16 protein-coding genes and 1 pseudogene are annotated in these 20099 nt (G+C 69.0%); 12 read left to right on the top strand and 5 right to left on the bottom strand.

Annotated elements, in window-relative coordinates; all coding sequences use genetic code 11:
- Window positions 1-146 precede the first annotated feature (146 nt).
- Window positions 147-1325: an alcohol dehydrogenase catalytic domain-containing protein gene (locus OHO83_RS37760; protein WP_266667748.1), complete on the bottom strand. Its 1179-nt coding sequence runs from the start codon at window positions 1323-1325 to the stop codon at window positions 147-149.
- Complete coding sequence (locus tag OHO83_RS37755) at window positions 1322-2629, bottom strand: MFS transporter (protein ID WP_330280457.1); 1308 nt, start codon at window positions 2627-2629, stop codon at window positions 1322-1324. The genes OHO83_RS37760 and OHO83_RS37755 overlap by 4 nt, the downstream gene beginning before the upstream one ends.
- Window positions 2630-2869: 240 nt before the next feature.
- Between OHO83_RS37755 and OHO83_RS37750 the strand changes: the two genes are divergently transcribed.
- Complete coding sequence (locus OHO83_RS37750) at window positions 2870-4858, top strand: helix-turn-helix domain-containing protein (RefSeq protein WP_266667752.1); 1989 nt, start codon at window positions 2870-2872, stop codon at window positions 4856-4858.
- 210 nt (window positions 4859-5068) lie between these two features.
- Window positions 5069-5776: an esterase/lipase family protein gene (locus tag OHO83_RS37745; protein WP_330280456.1), complete on the top strand. Its 708-nt coding sequence runs from the start codon at window positions 5069-5071 to the stop codon at window positions 5774-5776.
- 151 nt (window positions 5777-5927) lie between these two features.
- On the opposite strand, the gene OHO83_RS37740 is transcribed toward OHO83_RS37745, so the two are convergent.
- Both OHO83_RS37740 and OHO83_RS37735 read right to left on the bottom strand, forming a co-directional pair.
- Window positions 5928-7781, bottom strand: a complete 1854-nt coding sequence (locus OHO83_RS37740; protein WP_266667756.1) for a hypothetical protein — start codon at window positions 7779-7781, stop codon at window positions 5928-5930.
- A 155-nt stretch (window positions 7782-7936) separates the two neighbouring features.
- A complete protein-coding gene (locus OHO83_RS37735) occupies window positions 7937-8833 on the bottom strand; it encodes a LysR family transcriptional regulator (RefSeq protein ID WP_330280437.1) in 897 nt (298 codons plus the stop codon).
- Window positions 8834-9027: 194 nt separating this feature from the next.
- Between OHO83_RS37735 and OHO83_RS37730 the strand changes: the two genes are divergently transcribed.
- The 4 genes from OHO83_RS37730 to OHO83_RS37715 are packed head-to-tail and all read left to right on the top strand — an operon-like array spanning window position 9028 to window position 12100.
- A complete protein-coding gene (locus OHO83_RS37730; protein WP_266676160.1) occupies window positions 9028-9906 on the top strand; it encodes a carbon-nitrogen hydrolase family protein in 879 nt (292 codons plus the stop codon).
- Window positions 9900-11282, top strand: coding sequence for an APC family permease (locus OHO83_RS37725; RefSeq protein ID WP_330280438.1), 1383 nt, complete (start codon window positions 9900-9902; stop codon window positions 11280-11282). Before OHO83_RS37730 ends, OHO83_RS37725 begins: the two co-directional genes overlap by 7 nt.
- Before the next feature lie 27 nt (window positions 11283-11309).
- On the top strand, window positions 11310-11768 hold the full coding sequence (locus OHO83_RS37720; RefSeq protein WP_330280455.1) for an ATP-binding protein: 459 nt from the start codon (window positions 11310-11312) through the stop codon (window positions 11766-11768).
- Window positions 11765-12100 (top strand): aldo/keto reductase, encoded by a 336-nt coding sequence (locus OHO83_RS37715; protein WP_330280454.1) that lies wholly within the window; start codon window positions 11765-11767, stop codon window positions 12098-12100. Before OHO83_RS37720 ends, OHO83_RS37715 begins: the two co-directional genes overlap by 4 nt.
- Here the strand turns inward: OHO83_RS37715 and OHO83_RS37710 are convergent.
- Window positions 12021-12368 carry an IS110 family transposase gene (locus tag OHO83_RS37710; RefSeq protein WP_330280453.1) on the bottom strand — a complete coding sequence of 116 codons (348 nt, stop codon included), beginning with the start codon at window positions 12366-12368 and terminating at the stop codon, window positions 12021-12023. The genes OHO83_RS37715 and OHO83_RS37710 overlap by 80 nt on opposite strands.
- On the opposite strand from OHO83_RS37710, the pseudogene OHO83_RS37705 reads away from it, so the two are divergent.
- The 6 genes and pseudogenes from OHO83_RS37705 to OHO83_RS37680 all read left to right on the top strand — a co-directional run.
- Window positions 12359-13096 (top strand): annotated as a pseudogene (locus tag OHO83_RS37705) (LacI family DNA-binding transcriptional regulator); the annotation flags it as partial. The gene OHO83_RS37710 and the pseudogene OHO83_RS37705 overlap by 10 nt on opposite strands.
- A gap of 250 nt (window positions 13097-13346) precedes the next feature.
- Complete coding sequence (locus tag OHO83_RS37700) at window positions 13347-14234, top strand: alpha/beta fold hydrolase (RefSeq protein WP_330280452.1); 888 nt, start codon at window positions 13347-13349, stop codon at window positions 14232-14234.
- A 13-nt stretch (window positions 14235-14247) separates the two neighbouring features.
- Complete coding sequence (locus OHO83_RS37695; RefSeq protein WP_330280451.1) at window positions 14248-14457, top strand: hypothetical protein; 210 nt, start codon at window positions 14248-14250, stop codon at window positions 14455-14457.
- A 56-nt stretch (window positions 14458-14513) separates the two neighbouring features.
- Window positions 14514-15311, top strand: a complete 798-nt coding sequence (locus OHO83_RS37690) for an alpha/beta fold hydrolase (protein WP_330280450.1) — start codon at window positions 14514-14516, stop codon at window positions 15309-15311.
- 87 nt (window positions 15312-15398) lie between these two features.
- Window positions 15399-16832: an MFS transporter gene (locus OHO83_RS37685; RefSeq protein ID WP_330280449.1), complete on the top strand. Its 1434-nt coding sequence runs from the start codon at window positions 15399-15401 to the stop codon at window positions 16830-16832.
- 97 nt (window positions 16833-16929) lie between these two features.
- Window positions 16930-20091 (top strand): BTAD domain-containing putative transcriptional regulator, encoded by a 3162-nt coding sequence (locus OHO83_RS37680; RefSeq protein ID WP_330280448.1) that lies wholly within the window; start codon window positions 16930-16932, stop codon window positions 20089-20091.
- The last annotated feature ends 8 nt before the right edge of the window (window positions 20092-20099 follow it).

Here is a 20099-nt window from a genome sequence, read left to right as displayed (position 1 = left end):
GCAGACCAAGCCGGTGCCAGAGCAAGTGTCGGCGTGTACCGCGTCGTCGGGCGAGGTACACGCCCGCGCCCACATCCCCGACGTCCTCACCATGAGCGAGCAGGAATGAGGAATGGCTGGCCCGCGAGGCGGGCCAGCCACCGTACTCACACCGCTGGGGGTGTGTCCTCGTCGTCGAACACGATCACCTGCCGGAGTTGGGATCCGCCGGCGAGGAGGTCCATCGCCTCGTTGATGTCGTCCAACCGGATGCGGGAGGAGATGAGCCGGTCCACGGGCAGCCGGCCCTCGCGCCACAGCTGTGCGTAGATCGGGATATCCCGTTGGGGCACGGCCGAGCCGAGGTAACTACCCACGATGGTCCGCGCTTCCGCGGTGAGCGTGAGGGGCGAGACGGTGGCGCGCGCCTCGGGCCCGGGCAGGCCGACCGTCACCGTAGCGCCTCCGGGGGCGGTGATGGCCAGGGCGGTCTCGAATGCCCGCGGATGTCCGGCGGCCTCCACGACGACGTCAGCCCGAAGTCCTTGATGGAGGACCTGTTCCGGGGTGAGCGCCTGCGCGACGCCGAATGGCCTCACCAGGTCCAGTTTGGACTCGACGGCGTCGACCCCTACGACTTCGGCTCCGAGCGACAGGGCGGTGAGCACTGCTGCCATGCCGACCCCTCCGAGGCCGACGACCGCCACGGTCTGGCCCGGTGCGGGGCGCACCGCATTGAGTACGGCTCCGCCGCCGGTCAGGACCGCGCAACCGAGCAGGGCGGCGACATCCGGCGGCACGTCGTCGTCAACCGGGGTGACGGACCTGCGGTCGACGGTGGCGTGCGTGGCGAAGCCGGAGACGCCCAGGTGGTGGTAGACCGGTTCTCCGTTGCGCGACAGCCGGGTACCACCGCCGAGGAGCGTCCCCGCGTTGTTCGTCGCGGTGCCCGCGGCGCACGGCATCTTGCCCTCGGTTCGGCACCCCGCACATGCTCCGCAGCGGGGCAGGAACGCCATGACGACCCGCTGGCCGACACTGAGGTCGGCGACGTTCTCGCCGATCTCGACAATGCGCCCGGCGGCTTCATGGCCGAGCAACATCGGAGTCGGCCGGCGCCTGTTGCCGTCCACCACGGACAGATCCGAATGGCACACACCGGCAGCCTCGATGCGGACCATCACCTCATCGGGGCCGGGACCGGACAGTTCGAGGTCGCACACGGTGATCGGCCGGCTCGTGGCGAAGGGGCGTTCGTTGTCGCACGACTCCAGCACGGCCCCTCGGATCTGGCGGGTCTGGTGGGTCGAGGTGGGGGTCGTTGTCGTGTTCGTCGTCGTGGTCATCGTGCCGCTCCTACCGGTGCCGTGTCCTGCCGAGCTGAGTGATCCTGTTCGTCGATGGCGCGCAGCGATGCCCCGGAGGTTTCCTTGTACGCCGCGAAGACCGTGGTGGTCGACACCGCGAGGACAACGAGGATGTAGATCGTGATGGGCACGGTCGAGCCGAAGTGAGACAGCAGCAGGGCAGCGATGATCGGGGCGAGGGAGCCCGCGAAGATCGACGTCACCTGGTAGCAGAACGACACTCCCGTGTACCGGACCCGGGTCGGGAACATCTCGCTGAGCATCGCCCCCAGGGGGGCGTAGAGCATCGCGTGCACCCCGAGGCCGACGACGATCGCCGCGAGGATCACCCAGAAGTTCGCTGTCTCGAGAGCGAAGAAGTAGCCGACGGCCCAGGCGAGCCCGCTCACCCCGCCCAGGAGGTAGGTGGGGCGCCGGCCGATGCGATCGGACACGTACCCGGCGAGGATCATGAAGCCGGTCTGGAAGGCGTTCCCGATGAGCATGAGCAGGAGCACGGTCTGGCTGGACATGTCCTTCGACACGGTGAGGTACGTGATCGTGAACGTGGCGATGAGGTAGTAGAGCGTGTTGTCACCGAAGCGTGCGGCCATTCCTGCGAGGACCTGTCGAGGGTGGCGGCTGAGCAGTTCCCTGAGTCCGGCCTGTTCCTCCTCCCGCTCTTTCTGCCGCTCGAGGGCTTCGACGAAGAGCGGGGCGTCCTCGATGTTCTTGCGTACGTAGTAGCCGACGATGATGATCACGGCCGACAGCCAGAACGCGATGCGCCAGCCCCAGGTGAGGAACATGTCCTGTGACATGACGGCGTTGAGGCTCAGCAGGACGATCGTGGCGATCAGGTTCCCAAGTGGCACGGCCGCCTGAGGGAACGCGGCCCAGGTGCCGCGGCGGTCGTCGGGGCTGTGCTCGCTGACGAGCAGCACGGCACCGCCCCACTCGCCGCCGACGGCGAAGCCCTGGACGAACCGCAAGGTCACCAGAGCGACCGGCGCCAGGTAGCCCCAGGTGTCGAAGCCCGGCAGACAGCCCATCAGAAAGGTCGACGCGCCGACGAGCAGGAGCGAGATCTGCAGGAGCTGCTTGCGCCCGTACCGGTCACCGAAGTGCCCGAAGACGAGGCCGCCCACTGGGCGGGCGACAAAGCCGATGGCGTACGTCGCGAAGGCGGCGATCACCCCGTCGAGCGGGTTGTCGGACCCGGGGAAGAACAGCTCGCCGAAGACGAGGCTCGCGGCCGTTCCGTAGATGAAGAACTCGTACCACTCGGCGACGGTGCCGGCCATCGAACCGGCGATGATCTTTCTGAAACCTGCCGGGGGAACACCCCGCGTGCCAGCATCCATGGTGGCCATTTGGCGCCCCTTCTCTCACTGCACGGCGTTGTCACCAGCGACGACGCCTCCGCACAGCTTCCCCGGGCCGCTTCCGTGGAGCTATGGAGAGATCTCCATGTTCTCTGCGGATTACTGTGGACTTCTCCGTTACCGGCGGGGAGTTCTCAGACGATCAAGGAGGCTGTGCCCATGTCTGACGATGGCTCCGCCTCGGCCGCACAGTCCCGCGCGGCCACCTCCTCGACCGGCCCCACGGTGCCCGCCCATGCTGTCGAATCCGTCCTGACCGCCCTGGCCTCCGAGGCCGACGTGGCAGCCCTCGACGCGCTGCTCGCGGGCCCGGATCTCCGACACCTGTCACCCGCGGCCCGGCAAGCGATGCGGACGATCGGTCACACCCTCGCCGAGGCTCGCTCACGGCAGGCTCTGCTCAATGCCATCTACGAGACGGCCCTCGAGATCACGGCCAAGCGCGACCGCGAAGCGGCGATCCGCACGATCGTGCGCAGTGCGCGCACGATCGTCGGCTCGGACATGGCGTACTTGAGCCTCAACGACTACGCCACGGAAGAGACGTACATCCACACCACGGACGGTGTCGTCACTTCTGCCTACCGCTCCCTGCGCATGCCGTTCGGCACGGGCATCCTCGGCGCCGTCGCCGACTCGGACGTGCCCGCTGCCACCCGCGACTATCTGGCCGACGAGAGCGTGCACCACATCGCGTCCGTCGACGAGGCGGTCCGCGCCGAAGGAGTACGGGCGATCCTCGGTGCGCCCCTGCACGTCGAGGGCCGTGTGATCGGAGCACTCCTGGTCGCGGACCGCTACCCCCGTAGTTACGACCACGACCAGGCATCGACGCTCAACTCCCTTGCCTCGCTGGCCGCCGTCGCCCTCGAGACCGCGCAACTGGTGGAGAGCCTCCATCACTCGCTCGACCAGGCACGGCATGCCGAGGCTGAGAGCCGGCGCCACGTCACGGACCTTCAGCGGCTGGAACGAGCCGACGCCGCGCTGGTATCCGCGCTGTCCTCGATGGAGGGACTGAGTCGCATCGAGGCGGAGGTCGCGACGATTCTCGGCACCGACGTGCAGATGGTGACCGCCGACATGCTGAGTGGAGCGCGGACCACGGCCGGGCACGACGCCCGACGGTTGAGCGAGCTGGCGCAGGAGTCCCGCCGCACCGGGGAGCCGGCGACGGGCGACCTGCGCCCGGCCGACCAGCGCTCGACCGACCCGGAGGCGAACTCCCCGGCGCAGACACGAATGACGACGACCGTGATGGCCGCGGTCGTGGGCGACAAGGTACTGGGCGTGATCTGCGCCTCCGGTCCCCTCAGCGCGCTCGACGGCCTCATCCTGCAACGGGCCGCCACCACCCTCATCGCCCAGTTGCTGTTCGATCAGGCCATCGCGGAGGCGGGCACGCGCGAGCAGTCCGAGCTCCTCGATCTCGTGCTGGCCGAGGACGCGACCGGCCCTTCCCTGCCTGTGCTGCAGCGAAAGCTCGCCGAGCACGGCATCCACGTAGAGGCGTCACTGGCCGTCTTGATCGTCGATTCGCAGGAACCGGAGACGGCTCACGCGGTCGTCGCCCGCGTCGTCCATGAGACGGCGGCCGGCGTCGGACTGGTCGCGTCGCACCGTGGGCACGTGTGCGCGCTGCTGCCCTCCGAGGCTCCGTCGCACATCGGCACCGAGATCTCCACCGAGCTGCAGCGCAGGAACGTGGCGGCCACGGTCGGTTGCGCGGGCCCCGGGCGTGGCATCGCGTCGGTCCGCGACACGCACGAACGGGCGCACCGGCTCGCGCGGGCGCTCCGGCTGCTCGGGCGGGAGGGCGAGGTGGCGACGGAGTCGATGCTGGGCAGTGTCGGGCTCGTTCTCGGGGCGCAGGACACGGCGTTGCACCGCGCCATCGTCCAGGACACCATCGGTCCTGCCCTCGTATACGACACCGAGCACGGCACCTCCATGGCGCCCACCGCCCTGGCGTACCTGGATGCCAACCGCAGCGTCGCCGCCACCGCGGCGCGCCTCCACCTGCACCAGAACACCGTGCGTCAGCGGCTGGACAAGCTCGACCGTCTGCTGGGCGCCGACTGGCGGGACGGCACGCGCGTACTCGACGTCCACCTCGCGCTGCGCCTCTGGCAACTCTCGCATCTCTGAGGCATCTGTAACCCTGCTGTAACGCGGCTACCTAACGTTCCCTCCACTCGGGCAACCGGTCAGGTTTCGGCCGCTCTACGGTATCCGGACGCGCAGCAACAACCTGGCTCCCGCCCGTTGACCATCGGTCGCTCACTCGGCCGACGCACGTGTCCATGGATCGGCCGAGCAGTCTCAGGCGATCCACGGCCCATCTCCCAGGAGCAGACAATGAGCCGCATTTCTGATGCCTCCGCCACACGCCGCAACCGCTCCGCACTCACCGCGCTCGCCGTCGCGGGCACGCTCGCCCTCGGCGGCGCGGCCACGGCCCCCCGGGCCGAGGCCGCCACCCGCACTCCGGTCGTCTTCGTGCACGGCTATGCCGAGAGCCCGTCCAACTGGAGCGCCGCAAAAGCATCGTTCGAGGCCGCCGGGTACCCGGCCAGCGACCTGTTCACCTACCAGTACACCTGGACGCAGTCGAACAAGACCAGCGCTCAGGGCCTGGCCAGCTACGTACAGCAGGTGCTGGCCACCACCGGAGCCAGCCAGGTCGACATCGTCAACCACTCCATGGGCGGCATGGTCACCAACTGGTACGTCAATGAGCTCGGCGGGCAACCGTACGTGAAGCACATGGCCTCACTGGCCGGCGCCAACCACGGGAGCAGCAACGCCTCTTCCTGCCAGACGTACACCTCGTGTCAGGAGATGTACCCCGGCTCGTCCTTCCTGACCACCGTCAACTCCGGCGACGAGACCCCCGGCAGCACCAAGTACGCCACCTGGTACTCGCCCTGCGACGGCATGATCAACCCCTACACCAGCACCAAACTCGCCGGGGCCACCAACAACTACGTGGCCTGCGAGACACACATGGCGTACCTCTCCGATGCGACGATCCTCAGCGCCGTACGGAAGTTCCTGACGACCTGATGTCCTTCAGGGGAGGGCTGGTCATTCAGTTGAGCTGGGTGCGTCATTGCTAGTTCGATCCCGCCCCGGTGACGCATCCAGGCACGCTCCTGCCCGTCGGTTGTAGTGCCCGACGGGCAGGAGCGTGACCATACGAAGGAGGCTGGACTGCCTACTTCGATGGGGTCTTCCTCACCGCAACCGCCGTGCCGGGCATGGGCGCCAGCTTGTCTGCTTCGGCGACGGCGGCGTTCCAGCTGAATTCGTTGTTGTCGCTGAAGTAGTAGTAGGTGGCGCCGTTCGGCATCATCGCGACGGTGATGCCACCGTATCCCGACATGAATGGTACGTAGAAGGGGCTGGTGTAGGCGGGGTCGTCGGCGGAGGTGAACTCCCGGCCCCAGAAGCCGTTCTGGTACTTCATGGGCTTGGTGCCGGTGGTGGTCATGCCCCGGTCCTGCGGTGTGCGTTGCATGGTGGCCGCGAGCAGAGTCGGGTCGAGTATCTGCGTGCCGTTGACGGCGCCGTGGTCGTTGTTGAGGAATTTCGCGAACTTGGCGACGGAGTCCTGCGTCCAGAACATGCCGTAGCCACCGAAGGGCACCCCGCCAGGGCTGTTGTCGGTACGCGAGGAGACGAGGGAGTCGGGCCCGACGCCGATGGGCTTGAGCACGTCGTCGCGGAGCATGTTGAAGATGTCGGCGCCCGAACCGGCCTTGTCCTGCAGGTAGTTGTTCATCGCGCGGGTGGCGAGGAAGGTGTCGGAGGTGTGGTACACCCACTTGCTGCCGGGCTTGGCCTTATGTGGGAACGACAGGGCGAGTCGCATCTTGTCGGCGTAGGGCTCGGCCGCGAAGAAGTTCGCCATGGTGCTGCCCGATTCGTCGGTCTCGTAGCCGGGCGAGGTGTAGTTCCCTGTGGCCATGTCGAGGGTGTGGTCGAGGGTGACGCCGCTCCAGGCAGTGTTGCCGGCGGTCTCGGGGATTCGGTCGGAGAGCTTCTCCTGGGCCACGGCCGGGCCGTAGCGCTGCGCCAGACGCAGCATGGCCGTTCCCGCGAATGCCGACTTCGCGGTCGAGTACGACGGCAGCAGCATCTGGCCGCAGAAGGGGTAATCCCCTTGCCGGGTACGACAGTTGCCCACGTAGTGGACTCCGCTGTAGTAGAAGCCGAAGGTGCTCAGCGCGGACGGCGTGACGCCGGAGCCGAACTTCGTCACGTCCACCCCACTGTCCGGGTAGTCGGTGGCCAGCGCCGAGATGGGCTTGGTCGGGAGCCGGTCCTTGACCTCGGAGGCGTACGCGTCGCGCAGGTTCTCGGCGTCGTCGACGGGGCCGGGCCGGTAGTCGGCCGGCACCTGGCCCCACATGTCGAACTGGAAGTACTCGCAGGTCTCCGTGGTGATCTGGTAGCGGACCTCGGAGACCGACGTGTCGTCGAAGAGGAAGGTGAGGGCGCCGTTGTGCACGCAGTTGGCGTTGCGCTCGATCAGCGCGAACGGCAGGGAGGCGCGGGTGCGTTGGCCGTCGCCGTTCTCGTTCCACGCGCGGCCGGGCCCCACCGCCAGATTCCACGCCGGGTTCCCCGTGTACTCCAGCCCGCGCTTCGCCGGGACGAGGTGGCTGCCGTTCTGCACGAGCGCGATGTCGACCGGCGGCAGATGCCGGGTCGCTGCCGCGTCTGCGTATCCGTCCGGGTCTTTCAGTGCGCGGAATCCTCCGGCGGTGGAGAGGCCGTCGAGGGTGAGGGTGCCTTCGAAGCTGTGGGTGGGTGGCGCCGCTTGCGCCGGCAGGGCGAAGGCGCTGTCGGGCACGGTGCCCTCGGCACTGCCCCCGGCGAGCTGGGCGGCGGTGAGCTGGGTCCGGTTCACCGCACCGCTTCCGGTGAGCGGATCACCCGGAACGGGTACGGATGCGGTCGCGACGGGCGCCGCGGTCGTCAGTGACGGGACGGCGAACAGCCCCGCGAGCACGGCGGCGACGGCAGCGGCACGGCGTAGCCGTCGGACAGGGAACGGTCTCGACACGGGTCCGAGGTCCTCTCGGTCGGTGACTGATGCGGGATCCCGCCGCGTGGCGGGATATCGCCGCATGATGGGGCGCGCCCGGGCCACCGTCCAATGCCCGCCCGGCCTGGTCAGGCTGCCTACCAGGCATACCTCCATGTAGTCGTCGCCGCAGTTCATAGGCGGGCGGCGACCTGTGGCCCGTACCGCTCGACGCAAAAACGTGACAAACCGGCCGCGAATGCCTCGATGCTGTGCAGCGCGTAGTGGCCGGCGTCCCACGCCGCGTGGAGGTGGATCTGCAGCGGTTCGCCCGTGCTGTCGAGGATCAGCAGCGGGTGCAGGTCGAAGCGGGGATCGTCGGAGACCACCGCGACGCCATGGCCCGAGGCCGCCATGGCCTGTACGACGTGCGGGGTGTCGCATTCGAGCACGATGTCGTACGAGGCGTCCGCGTCCTGCACGGCGTTGTCCAGGATGCGGCGGGTGCGGTGCGCCGCGGTGAGGACGATGAGGGGCTGCGCGGCAAGCTCCCTGATGGTGACGTGGTCCCGGTCCGCCCAGGCGTGGTCGGCACGGACGTAGGCCCACAGCGGCAGGCGGGCCACCGGGAGGCCGGCGAATCGACTCCTCGGAGGTGCTGAGGAGACGGCTACGTCGGCGCCCCTGGCAAGGGCCTGGTACGCATGTGCCGGACTCTCCGCCTGCACGGTGACGAGCGGATCTTCCGGTCCCCAGGTGGCCAGGAACGGCGCGATCACGTCGGTGATGGTGGTGGGCGGTGCCGCCACGGTGATCCGCATGGCACGACCGGCGGCCAGCGCGCCGACCGCGGCCTCGGCGGCGTCCGCGCGGGCGACCAGGTCGCGGGCCAGCGGAAGGAAGCGCCGGCCGGCCGCCGTGAGGACCATCTGCTTGCCGCCGCGGTCGAAGAGCGTCATCCCCAAGGTCCCTTCCAGGCCGCGCAGTTGGCGCGACAGCGAGGGCTGGGCGACGCGGACCACCTCGGCAGCCTTGGTGACGGAACCGGTCTCCACGATGGTCAGGAAGTAGCGCAGCACTCGGATTTCCATGGCGGTGGTCCTTCGGGAGACGGAGGAGGCATGACACCTTCATGCCTCAAAGGCATGATAGTCAACCCTGCCAAGTATTTGAGGCTATGGCTGACTGGCTGCATTCTTGTCCCACCGGAATTCCTGGTGATCGGCACCCGAATCTCCGTCGACTTTTCCTCGTACAACAATCCTTTCGATTGGCTGGTTCCCGCATGGCCCGCCCCCTGCCCCTGATCCTCGCCCAGGCGCCCGGCCGCCCGGCCGACGACCTCACAGGCTTCGCCGCCGACGTGGAGCGGCGCGTGAAACTGCGCGCACCCGGCGCCCTCGTCGTCTACCCCGAACTGCACCTCGGCGAGAGCGCCCCCGGCGTCCCCGCCGCCCCGGCGGAGGCCGCCGAGCCGCTCGACGGCAAACGCGATGCGGCCTTCGCCGAGCTCGCGGGGGACCTGGGCATCTGGCTGGTACCCGGCAGCGTCTACGAGCGAGGCACCGACGACCGCGTCCACAACACGACACCGGTCTATTCACCACAGGGTGAGCGCCTCGCCGCGTACCGCAAGATCTGCCCGTGGCGCCCGTACGAGACGACCACACCCGGCAACCGGTTCGAGGTCGTCGACCTCCCCGGGGTCGGCCGCATCGGCCTGTCCATCTGCTACGACACCTGGTTCCCGGAGATCTCCCGCCATCTGGCCTGGATGGGCGCCGAGCTGATCGTCAACGTGGTCCGCACGTCGACGAGCGACCGCGCGCAGGAAGTCGTCCTCAACCGCGCCAACGCCATCACCAACCAGGTCTTCGTCGCCAGCGTCAACTCCGCCGCCCCCTCCGGGACCGGCCGCAGCCTCGTCATCGACCCCCAGGGCACGGTGCGCGCCGAAACCGTCGATGCCGGCGACTCCACCCTCACCGACGTGATCGACCTCGACGAGGTCAGCAACGTCCGCCGCTACGGCACCGCCGGTCTCAACCGGGTCTGGGACCAGTTCCGCCCCGGCGACCCAGCTCTCGAGCTCCCGCTGTACGGGGGCCGCATCGACCCCGCCACCTGGAACCCCGCCCACACCACCGAGGAGCCGCGATGTTGAACAGCGAGACCACACAGAGCACAGAGAGCACCATGAGGCTGAGGGGCGACCTGAGTCTCCTCTCCGTCGTCCTGTTCGGCCTGGCCTACATCTCGCCCGGCATCGTCGTCACGATGTTCGGCGTGGTCGCCGCCACCAGCGGCGGCGCGGCCCCGACCGCGTTCGCCATCGCCACCGTCGCGATGCTGCTCACCGGGCTGAGTTACGCGAAGATGGCGCGCGCCGTGCCCGGCGCCGGGTCCGTCTACACCTACGCCCGCAAGATGCTCGACAGCCGCATCGGTTTCCTGTCCGGCTGGGCGATGCTGCTCGACTACTTCTTCATCCCGATGGTCGGCTGGCTGATCACGGCGATCTACTTCAACGCCCAGTTCCCCGAGATCCCCAAGTGGGTCTGGCTGATCGTCTCGGTGGGCATCACCACCGCCATCAACGTCTTCGGCATGAAGCTCGCGGACCGCGTCAACAAGGTCCTGATGTTCATCGCTCTGGGGTCGCTGGTCCTCTTCGCCACCCTGTGTGTCGTCTTCCTCGGCAAGCACGGCTCCTCCGCCCCCGCCACCAACGCCCTGTGGAACTCAGGCACTTCGATCGGCGCGGTCACCGCGGCCGCCGCCATCGCCGCGTACTCCTTCCTCGGCTTCGACGCCGTCTCCACGCTGGGCGAGGAGGCCAGGGGCGGGGCCAGGACGATCGGCCGCGGCATCATCGGCTGCGTCATCGCCGCCGGAGCGATCTTCATCGTGCTGTCCTTCGTGATGCAACTGGTCCACCCCGGCGCGAAGTTCGCCGACGTCGACGCGGCCGCCTACCACCTGAAGGTCCAGGTCGGCGGCGAGACGTACGCCGAGATCATCAACTTCGTCACCATCGCCGGATCCATCGCCTCCTGTATCGCCCTGCAAGCCTCCGCCGCCCGCCTCATGTACGTCATGGGACGCGACGGCGCCCTGCCCAAGGCCATCTTCGGCAACCTGTCGAAGAAAACCGGCACGCCCGTCCTGAACCTGCTGCTGACCGCGGCCGCCGGTGTCATCGCCATGAAACTCGACCTGACCACAGCCACCTCATTCATCAACTTCGGCGCCTTCCTCGGCTTCACCCTGGTGAACGTCTGCGTGATCGCCCACCTGGTCCGAGAGCGCAGACACGGCCGCACCCCCAACCTCTTCTCGTACCTGGTGATGCCGGCCATCGGCGCCGCCGTCTCCCTCTACCTGCTCACAAAGCTCGGTCACGTCGCACTCCAGATCGGCGGCGTATGGCTGGCGATCGGCGTCGCCTACCTGGCCGTCCTGACCAAGGGCTTCCGCCGGCCCGCACCGGAGATGACCTTCGACGACGACACCGCGGCCACGGACCCAGTCACCGCGTAGCTCCCCTCCCGATGCGAGGAAACGAGCATGCCCCCCACAACTGCTGAACTGGTGCATGACCGGAGCCTCGGAGACCTGCTGATCCACCGTGATGTGGTGCTCGACGGACTCGATGCTCCGCAGCGCGCCGCCCGTACCGTCCTGGCCGACGTCCTGGACGGCAAGGCGGAGGATCAGCTCTTCGACGCCATGCTGGTGGCCAGCGAGCTCATCGCCAACGCCATCCAGCACAGCAGCGGTGCGGTCCTCATAAGGGTTGAGGTCTACGAGTTCGGCGCGGCGTTGGGCGTCGTTGACCGCGGGGCCGACATCACTGCCGTCCCTGTCCGACCTTCGAACTCATCTGTTGACGAAGGGACGGTGGCTGCAAACGGGCGCGGCCTGTTCATCGTGGACAGCCTCGCCAGTGCCTGGTCGGTTGAGGAGACCGAGAACGGAAAGATCGTCATCGCCATACTCACCCTTCCGGCAGGCCCTCGTCGATGACCGCTCCCGACCTCACGCGACGCCATCTCGGCCGAGGACTCTTCGCCCATCCGCTCGGCGTCAACTGCGGAGCCAGCGGACTGTCACAGGGCACTGAGTCAGAGACGGACGACGGGCGCTTCCTCGATGGCCTGCGCCGCGCCGTCGAGCTCGGTGCCAACCTCCTGGACACCGCAGACTCCTACGGCGCCGGCCGAGCTGAACGCATGCTGGGCCGACTCTTGCGCGGGTACCCGAACAACGACTTTCTCGTCAGCAGCAAGGTCGGGCGAATCCGCGGCTCGGCACCGCATGCGTACGCCGGTCGGCACCGCGAACCTGGGTCACAGTGATCATGTGGAGTGCGTGGTTCACGGTGTGGTTGCCGCCTCGGTTGAGTCGAACGCGGACCTTGTTGCCCGACCAGACCGGGATCGGTGCGGTGCCGTTGAACCGGGCGAAGGCGGCCTTGGAAGCGAACCGGGTGGTGTCGGCGGTCTCTCCGAGGAGTACTACGGCGCCGAGGATGCCGCAGCCGGGGATGGCCAGCAGGTGCGGTGCCTGGGCGGTGACCGGGCGGCGGATCTGGCGCTCGAGTGCATTGATGCGCTCGGCCGACACCCTGCCCCTGCCACGGCAGGACGTACGTCTTCCGAGGCCAGGGCGCCGTCCGTACCGGAGGGCACCAGGGCGCGAGGCTCATCGACGTCGCGCGCCGCGCAGGGGTCTCCGCGGGCACGGTCTCCAACGTCCTCAACCACCCTGACCATGTACGCGAGGACACCCGCGTACGTGTCGAACTCGCCATCGCAGAGCTCGGGTTCGTACGCGGAGGCGTCACGGCGGAGCACGCTGCTCACTGGCGCCGCAACGGCTTCGCTACCTGGCTGTTCACCCCGGCGGCCTCCGGCTGGTACCCGAAGAAGGCACCACAGGAAGCCCGCCCGGTACCGATTCTCGGCGAGCCCTGGCCCGGCATCCCAGCCCGAGGCCGAGGCGCAGCCGCTCGGGCCGACGCCTGCTGGCTTCCGATCGCCAAGGGCCTCACACCGCACGGCCTGCACCACACCCACCGCACGATGATGGAGGACCTCGGCACCGAGAAGGTCCACATGGACGAGCGCATGGGCCACATCGACGGCTCGGTTTCCGCGCGCTACGCCCACGTCACGCCCGGCATGCGCCGGCGCCTCATGACTGGCCTGACCGAGCAGTGGGAGGCGGCGCTCGACGCGCGGCTTGCGATGTGCCCCTCGTCACCGGCGCGTGTGCTCAACGACTCGCGCACGCGCGGCTACCCTCCGGTAGTTCCGCGGTGCCCGCTGCCCGTAGCGGCGTTGCGGGAATAGATCCGATCTCCTCTGCTGCGAGTCGACGCCTGGCTCTGTACCCCCTTCGGGAACCGGACGGTTGTCCACGTGGCCCCATTCGCTCCCCGGCCGCCCGACACCGGGAAACCGACGCGTTGCCCCGGGTAGAGGAATGCGCATCCTTTGCGTCCCCCTGTCTCGGGGCTCGGACGGGTTGCTCCCTGGCTGTAACGCTGATGAAACGGGTGCACCCGAACCTCAGGCATCGACCACGCCTGAGGAGGTATTGATGGAGGACGGCGACGCCGGGCTGTTGTATGTGACTGCTCCCGATGGGGCGACGATCGCGGCCAAGGTCATCGTTCCCGCGCGGCCGGCGGTGGCGACGCTACTGCTCGTCCCGGGTCTGGGTTACGGGCCGTGGAGTTGGGCACCACAGCGAGCGGAGTTCGCTGCCGGTTACCAGTTGGTGCTACTCCACAACCGCGGTACCGGGCAATCCGACGCACCGACCGGTCCGTATTCCATCGACACCTTGGCTGATGACGCGGCGGCCGTGTTGCGCTCGCTGGGCTCCCCACCAACCCACGTGATGGGTACTTCGATGGGGGGATACGTCTCGCTGCAGTTGGCAGCCGCGCATCCTGACCTGGTGGCGTCGGTGGTCGTGATCGCCAGTTCGCCAGGCGGTCCCGGTGCGCTGCCCGTCCCCGAGCAGACGGCCATGCTGTGGCGCGACCACGCGCACCTGCCCAGCGAAGAGTTCGCGCGGCGGACCATGCCAAACTCCTTCGCTCCCGGCTGGACCGAAGCGCATTCCCGGGAGTATGCGGAGCTGCTGGCCGCCCGCATGGCTTCACCCGTGTCGCCGGAAGCCTGGGCGGCGCAGTCGGCGGCGTGCGAGGAGTTCCTCACCCACGGCCTGCGGGGTGTGGGACCTCACCAGCCGGTGACCGGCATTCACGGCACCGCCGATGGCGTCGTGCCGTTCGAGAACCTCGCCGAGCTCGGCCGTCAGCTCCCGCAGGCGCAGAGGATCGCCCTCCGCGGCGCTGGTCATCTGTGCTGGCTGGAGCGTCCCGGGGACGTCAACGAGGCCATTCGTGACCATCTCGCGCGTGCTGGTGCCGCCCCGGGCCTCGCCGTCCCCATCCGTCCACGGGCGGAATCATGCTGACCACCCGTGCTGCGTGCTCGTCGATGAAAACCGTGGTCATCCCTACGTCGATACCCGGCCCCTGGCCGACGCTTCTGCGGCCACCGTCACGGGCGGCCCGACCGTGACCGTCGGGCTCACGCACCCACGCAAGGAACGCCTGAATGCCGGCTGCGAGGCGCTGCACGAGGCCACGGTGCCACGCCAGACCGACGTCCCTGGCGGCGCTGTAACTGCGGCGTAACGCCGTAGCCGCACGCTCACCCATCACTTCGCAGGAATCACAACGAGGAGAAGCTCATGCCGTATGTCGATGTGGCGCCCGGTGTCCGTATGGCCTACGAGGACCGGGGCACGGGCCGCCCCATCGTGTTCGTGCACGGATGGGGAGGCAGTGGAGACGTCTGGGACTACCAGGTGCTCGACCTGGCCGACCAGTTCCGCGTCATCACCGTTGATCTGCGGGGCCACGGAGTGTCTGACAAGCCGTGGGGTGACTACGGCTACGCGACGTTCTGCGCCGACCTGGCCACGCTGATGCGCGAGCTGTCCCTCGAGGACGTCACCTTGGTGGGCTGGTCGATGGGCGGCCACATCGGCCTGAAGTTCGTGCAGACCATCGGGGCGCCGGTCGCGCGGCTCGTGCTCACCGGGTCAGGCCCCCGCTTTCTGCAGGCCCCCGACGCGCCGTACGGCGGTCCCGAGGACAGCGCCCAGGCGCTGTGCGACGCCGTGCGCTTCAGCAGGGTGGAGACGATCCAGGGCCTGTACGGCCAGAACTTTCACCGTACCGATCTCGCCCCGAGGCGCGACTGGATGATCCGCATCGGCCTGCAGGTGCCCGCGTTCGTGGGCCTCAAGTCCTTCGAGGCGCTGCTCGCCGAGGACCTGCGCCCCGGTCTCGCGGACATCACGATCCCGGTCGCCGTGTTCTGCGGACGCCACGACGAGATCTGGGACCCACGGTGGTCGGAGGCGGCAGCCAAGGACATCCCCCGCGCCTCCCTCACCTACTTCGAGAACAGCGGCCATGTCCCGTTCATCGAGGAACGTGCCGCCTGGAGTGCCGCTCTGGCCGACTTCATCACCGGTAGCTGAGGCGGGACCCCCAGCACCCCGGCAAGCGATTCAGACCCCTCCGCATGTCCCCGGCCAAGCCTGGCCTGCCAGAAGAAGGAGCCGCACATGAAGACTCACCATGAATCAGGCCCGCCGCCACTCGCCAGTGGGCCCGACCAGCTACCTGGGCGCGCGCAGCGCAAACTGCTTGCCGCCGGTCTGCTCGGCAGCTCGATCGAGTGGTACGACTTCTTTCTGTACGGCACCGCTGCCGCCCTCGTGTTTCCTCATGTGTTCTTCCCGCACTCCTCCGCGCTGATGGGGACGCTGCTCTCGTTCAGCACGTTCTGGGCGGGCTTCCTGGCCAGGCCGATCGGCGGAGCCATCGCCGGCCACCTCGGGGACCGGCACGGGCGCAAGCCCGTCGTCGTGGTCGCCCTGCTGGGCATGGGTCTGGCCACCTTCCTGATCGGCTGCCTGCCCGGTGCCGGCACCATCGGTGTGGCCGCGCCGCTGCTGCTGGTCGTGCTGCGGTTCGCGCAGGGCTTGGCCTGCGGCGGTCAATGGGGCGGCATCGTGCTGCTGCTGACCGAGTCGGCGAGCCCCAAGCGGCGTGGGTTCGCCGGGACCTTCGGGCAGATGGGCGTGCCGCTCGGCATCATCCTGGGCAACTCCGCCTTCTTGCTCACCACCAAGCTGACCTCCGACGACACCTTCCTGAGCTGGGGATGGCGCGTCCCGTTCTTCTGCAGCGCCCTGCTGTTCCCCGTCGTGCTCTTCATCCAGACCAAGGTCGAGGACACTCCGGAGTTCGAGCAGCTGCGGCGCAGTGCGGAGCGCGGGGCCCGTCCGCAGGTGGCGCAGGCGCCGCTCAAGGAGGCCGTCCGCGGCCACTGGCGCTCGATTCTGCTGGGCTGCGGTCTGCTCGCGGCCACCAACTGCCTCTTCTACATCAGCAACACTGGCGTCCTGGCCTACGCCACCGCCGAGCTCGGGATGGACCGTGAGGCACTGCTCACCGGATCGCTGCTGAGCTCCCTCGTGGCAGTGGCGGCGACGCTCGCCGCGGGGGCCGCCTCCGACCGCTTCGGGCGGCGCCCCGTCATCCTGGTGGGAGCCGTCGCGCTCGTCGTCTGGGCCTTCCCGTACTTCTGGCTGGTGGACACGGCGAAACTGGGGATGCTCTTCGTGGCTGTCACCGTCGGCGCGGTCTTCCAGTCCCTGACCTTCGGCCCGCTGGCGGCCTACCTCGGTGAACTTTTCGCTCCCCGGGTCCGGCTGTCGGGCGCCTCACTCGCCTACCAGCTCGCCGCGATCACCGTCAGTGGTGGCACGCCGGTGATCATGACGGCGCTCATCGCCCGGACCGGAGCGACCTGGTCGGTAGCTGTTTTCGTGGCCGTGATGGGGCTGGTGACGACCGGTTGCGCCTGGCGGCTGCGGGAGACCAACCCGGCGTCCGTACGACGTGATCCACAGGCCGTTCCCGGTGCCGACGGGACAGGCGCGCCGGGTACTGACGTGGACGTGGCTGGCGCGGAGGCAGTGGCCAAGGCGTAGGCCGGAGCACATGGCCAGGCGCAGGCCGACATCGGTCGGGACAGGGACCGGGACAGGAGCAGACCTCGTGGCCGCAGAGCGGACTTACGATGCGGTGGTGACCGAGATCGTCCGTACCCGTCTGCGGCCGCCGAGGCCGGTCGCGGCGCGGATCGCACGGCCGCGAGCCGCGGCCGCCTTCGTCGCCGCGGCCGACGTGCCGCTGGTCTGCGTCGAGGCGGATGCGGGGTACGGCAAGACCACCTTCGTCGACGCGGTGACGACAGGTGCCCACCGGGCCTGGTACGCCCTGACCCCTGCGGACCGGGACCCGCACACCTTCCTCGCGCACCTCACCGCCGCCGTGACGGCCACACAGGAAGTCGCCGGAGATCCAGAGTCGCCGAGCGGCAGCTGGTCCGCCCTGCTCGACCGTGCACTTGACCGGATCGACGAGTGGGCCGCGGCGGGCGGGACGTACATCGTGCTCGACGACTACCACGTGGTCCACGGCTCTCCGGTGGACGCGGTCGTTGGGCGGCTCGTGGACGTTCTCCCGGCGAGGGTGCAATTCGTCGCTACGTCGCGGACCCACCTCGGTCCCGAGTCCTGGGGAGGCCGCAACGCCAGGTACGACGCGGTGCGCGTCATCGACCGTGCCCTGCTCGCGTTCGACGACGACGAGACCGTCGCTTACCTGCACTCCCGTTTCGGGGTGAGCCTGCCGCCGCCCGTGGTCGAGGTGCTGGTCGAGGAGACCGAGGGCTGGCCGATCGCCCTGTCGCTGATCGGCCGCCGCCTGCATCGCGGTCACCACGCTGCCGAGGAACTGCTCGCGGCGCTGCCCGCGGGGCGGGACGCCGCCTTCGACTTCCTCGGGAACCAGGTCTTCGCCGAGCAGCCCCTGGACGTGCAGCGGTTCCTCCTCGACGTGTCGGTTCTGTCCCCGCTCACGCCCGAAGCCTGCGCCGCCGTTGCCGGCACGACGACGGGGGTGGCGGCGCGCACGCTGCGGGGCATCGCGGCAGCGGGGTTGTTCTGCGCCGAGACGGACGCGGGTTCCTACCGGATGCACCACCTGTTCCGCCATTTCCTCATCAGCCAGATCGACCCCGCGCGACGGCGCGAACTGCATGCCGCCGCTGCTCGCCACCACCGCGCGGGTGGCGAGTACGAGCGGGCGGCCACCCATGCCCTGGCATCGCAGCAGCCCGAGGCCGCCGCGCGCGATGTGGCCGTGATCGCCGGGCAGTTGCTGGCCTCCGGCCGTCACCTCACCCTCCTCGCCCTGACGGACGACCTCGGCCCCGCCCTCGACGAGCACCCGGCGCTCCTCGTCGCCCGCAGTCACGCGGTCCGCCTGAGCAGCCGGTTCGACGAGGCCATCGACCTCGCGCGCCGGGCCGCACAGCTCATCGGCCCCGAAGCCGGCCCCGAAGTTGGCGAAGACCTCGGTGAAGCACTGCGGGCAGAGCTCGCCGTTCATCTCGACACGGTGCACCCCGCGCGCGCCGAGCAGGTCCTCGAACGCCTCACGGCCGTCGGCCCGCACGGGCACGACCTTCTCGCGCCGCGCATCGAGAACGAGATCAACCGTGGTCGCCTGGCCCACGCCGCGCGCCTGCTGGAGCGCGCGGGTGACGCGCACACCGCCGCACTGCGCCCCCGCTTGCTGGTGCGTCAGGGCAGGCTGTTGGAGGCGCGCAGCCTTCTGGAGCGGTTCACCGACGACCACAGCCGCATCCCGATGGCCCACCGCGAGAGCTCGGCTCTGCTCGCCTGGATGCACGCACTCCTGGGGCATGTCGGCCGGGCGGCCGAGCACGCTCGAGTCGGGATCGGTCTGGGGCGCGACCTGCGCTCCCCGCTGCTCACCTGCGTCTCGACCGGTCGCCTGGGGCTGGCCCTCATCACTGGCTCCGGCCCCACCGACGTCCGTCAGGCCCACCAGCACCTGCTGGAATCCCTCGAACTCGCCGAGCGGCTCGGCGTCGACCGTTTCCGGGCCGAGCCCCTCATGGGCCTGACGGTCCTCGCTGATCGGATGGGGCGGCCTGAGGACACGTTGCGCTTCGGGATCGACGCGGTCGAGATTCTGGCCGCTGCCGGAGACCGCTACCTCGAAGCCATGGCCCGACTGTCGATCGGCGCCGCACTGGCGGGTCGGCACGACCCGACGGCCCGCACGTGGCTCCAGGAGGCCCGGGAGCTGGCGCACGAGTGCGGCGATGCGCTCGTGCCGCTGCTCTGCGACCAATGGCTGGCGTCGCTGGACCTTGCCGAGGGGGATCGGGCCGCGTTCGCCGCGCGGGCACAGGACGTGCTGACGCGTACGGTGCATCTCAACCTCACCGACATCTGGCTGACCCCCGGCTGGCTGGGGATCACAGAGGAAGCCGTCCGACGGGCGTGGCTCGACGCAGCGCAGGCCGAGGGGTGCGCCGCCGCCCACGTGGCCTACCTGCAGGGCCGGATCAGCCCGCCGGCCGACGGCACCACCACCCACCCGTCTCCACCGGCGCAGTCCGTACTGCGTGTGACGACTCTCGGCGGATTCGCGGTCGACCGTGGAGGCGCCACCCTGACCGCGGAGTCGTTCGGGCGCCGCAAAGCGATCGAGATCCTCCTGCTGCTGTGCGCGAGCGAGCGCCACTCCCAGAGCCGCTCGGAGCTTCAGGACAAGCTGTGGCCGGAGCTGTCACGCGAGAAGGCGAGCGTCAGGTTCCGGGTGGCCCTGCACGCGCTGCACCATGTGCTCGAGCCCGACCGGGCGCCGCGCGAGCCCACCCGATTCGTGCGCACATCCGCGGACCGGATCTGGCTCGACCCGCACAGCGTGACCATCGACGCCGACGAATTCCGCGTACACGCCGACCAGTTGCTGGCGTCCGCGGAGTGCGACCCGGCAGAAGGCCAGAAAGTTCTGGGCGCCTACCAACAGCCGTTCCTCCACGACTATCCGGCCTTCGAGTGGGCGATTCCCGTACGCGACGAGCTGGCGGTCCGCTTCACCGAACTCACCCTGGCGACAGCTGAGTTGTTGCTGGAAGCCGGCGACCACACAGCGGCCATTGCCGCCTGCCGCCGTCTTCTCGCCCATGACCCGTTCGTCGAACCAGCCTACGAAGTCGTGGCGGCGGCCCGCCTCGCCGCAGGCGACTCGGCGGGCGCTCACCGGGCATTTCGTGAGTGCGAGCGACTCTTCGAGGAGGAGCTGGACATCAGGCCCACGTGGACTCTGAACGCGTCCGGCGTTCACTCACTTCGCCATGTGCGGTGACTGCGGCG

Origin of the sequence: Streptomyces sp. NBC_00569 (assembly GCF_036345255.1) — a bacterium.
Taxonomy (GTDB): domain Bacteria; phylum Actinomycetota; class Actinomycetes; order Streptomycetales; family Streptomycetaceae; genus Streptomyces.
Note: the sequence above shows the minus strand (reverse complement) of the source record. Positions and strands in the feature narration are given on the sequence as shown.

Bases quoted from the DNA above. Each gene is read 5' to 3' on its own strand.
- OHO83_RS37715 (WP_330280454.1), top strand. From the start codon at position 11,765: ATGACCGCTCCCGACCTCACGCGACGCCATCTCGGCCGAGGACTCTTC.
- OHO83_RS37690 (WP_330280450.1), top strand. From the start codon at position 14,514: ATGCCGTATGTCGATGTGGCGCCCGGTGTCCGTATGGCCTACGAGGAC.
- OHO83_RS37755 (WP_330280457.1), bottom strand. From the start codon at position 2,629: ATGGCCGGCACCGTCGCCGAGTGGTACGAGTTCTTCATCTACGGAACG.
- OHO83_RS37735 (WP_330280437.1), bottom strand. From the start codon at position 8,833: ATGGAAATCCGAGTGCTGCGCTACTTCCTGACCATCGTGGAGACCGGT.
- OHO83_RS37745 (WP_330280456.1), top strand. From the start codon at position 5,069: ATGAGCCGCATTTCTGATGCCTCCGCCACACGCCGCAACCGCTCCGCA.
- OHO83_RS37700 (WP_330280452.1), top strand. From the start codon at position 13,347: ATGGAGGACGGCGACGCCGGGCTGTTGTATGTGACTGCTCCCGATGGG.
- OHO83_RS37760 (WP_266667748.1), bottom strand. From the start codon at position 1,325: ATGACCACGACGACGAACACGACAACGACCCCCACCTCGACCCACCAG.
- OHO83_RS37725 (WP_330280438.1), top strand. From the start codon at position 9,900: ATGTTGAACAGCGAGACCACACAGAGCACAGAGAGCACCATGAGGCTG.
- OHO83_RS37720 (WP_330280455.1), top strand. From the start codon at position 11,310: ATGCCCCCCACAACTGCTGAACTGGTGCATGACCGGAGCCTCGGAGAC.
- OHO83_RS37685 (WP_330280449.1), top strand. From the start codon at position 15,399: ATGAAGACTCACCATGAATCAGGCCCGCCGCCACTCGCCAGTGGGCCC.
- OHO83_RS37730 (WP_266676160.1), top strand. From the start codon at position 9,028: ATGGCCCGCCCCCTGCCCCTGATCCTCGCCCAGGCGCCCGGCCGCCCG.
- OHO83_RS37750 (WP_266667752.1), top strand. From the start codon at position 2,870: ATGTCTGACGATGGCTCCGCCTCGGCCGCACAGTCCCGCGCGGCCACC.